This is a genomic window from Scytonema hofmannii PCC 7110, assembly GCF_000346485.2.
Taxonomy (GTDB): Bacteria; Cyanobacteriota; Cyanobacteriia; order Cyanobacteriales; family Nostocaceae; genus Scytonema; species Scytonema hofmannii.
On the sequence record NZ_KQ976379.1, the window covers coordinates 1 to 1,209 of the forward strand.

Here is a 1,209-nt window from a genome sequence, read left to right on the forward strand (position 1 = left end):
GCTTCCACAACTGATACTGAAGATGTTGTTGATAGATTCCAGTATTGGTCGTAGCATCTTGCAGTAACGTTTGCAGAGGCATCTCTAAACGTGTACTTTGATACAATGCTAGTTGAATTAAATACGGGAAGCCCCCAGTCAGCTTTATTAACTGCTCAAGTTCAGGCGTCGTGAGTTGAAGTCCGTGACGTTCGGCTAAATCCTGCACCTGTTCTGGGCTAAAGGTTGGCAATTCGATCGCCAATCCCACATTAAATGGAGAGCGATGGGTGGGTAAGGGAATGTAAACTTCAACGGCATGAGCGATAACAATTCGTAACTTCTGCCAAACTGAAATGTCTTTTGTTTCCTCATACCAGGAACGCAAAAGGACAAAAAAATCACTAGCAACTTCTGGGTACTCAAATAATTGGTCGATGCCATCTAGTGCTAGAACGATAGGGTTAGAGACTTCCTTAAGGAGATAGCCCTGAAAATAAATCGTGCTGTTAATCAAAGCTCCCATTTCCTCGTCCCAGTAGTCATTTAATCTAGATTCCAAACCCAACTGTTGAGTGACATTTTTACAAAACCAGCGTAAGAAGCGATCGCTCGAAGCAAACACCTGTGTTCCGGCGTGATGTAAGCTGAGTCGCACTGTGTGGTAATTCTGACGTATCCCATAATCCAGAATTCGTGCAATCAGGGAAGTTTTTCCCATGTTTCGAGGTGCAAAGATGCGAATGAACGCACGGGGTTGAAGAATTTCTTGATAACAGGTTTGTTCGATGTTCGAGCGCTCAATGTACAGACAGGAAGCAAGGGGAACCGCTCCTTCTGGAGATTCTAGAACAACGTAGCGTGACCTAGGAAAGCCCGCCGACGGCATTGCTGGTGTTGTTTCAATTGTCTGAGGATTATCCTGAAAAGTCTGGAGGATAGTTGGGGTGCAGTTAACAACCAAAAACTCATCTATATTAGTAGAATTATTCTTGATGCTTTGCACAGCAACATGACTGCGATTCAAAATATCTTTTGCTTGTTCGAGAAAAAATTTCCCTGCTGCTGTAAGTATCAATCCATGAGATTTTCTCAGAAACAGTAAAATGCCCAGTTCATCTTCAAGGTCTTTGATTTGACGGCTTAACGCAGGTTGGGAAATAAACAGTCGGACAGCAGCACGACTAAAACTCAGTTCTTCTGCAACAGTCACAAAATATTTGAGATGTC

Annotated in this window: 1 protein-coding gene; it reads right to left on the reverse strand. The window is 43.2% G+C overall.

Annotation, left to right across the window (positions count from 1 at the left end; translation table 11 throughout):
* Positions 1 to 1,209: AAA-like domain-containing protein (locus tag WA1_RS51955; RefSeq protein ID WP_148663128.1), on the reverse strand; the 1,209-nt coding region annotated here is incomplete at both ends.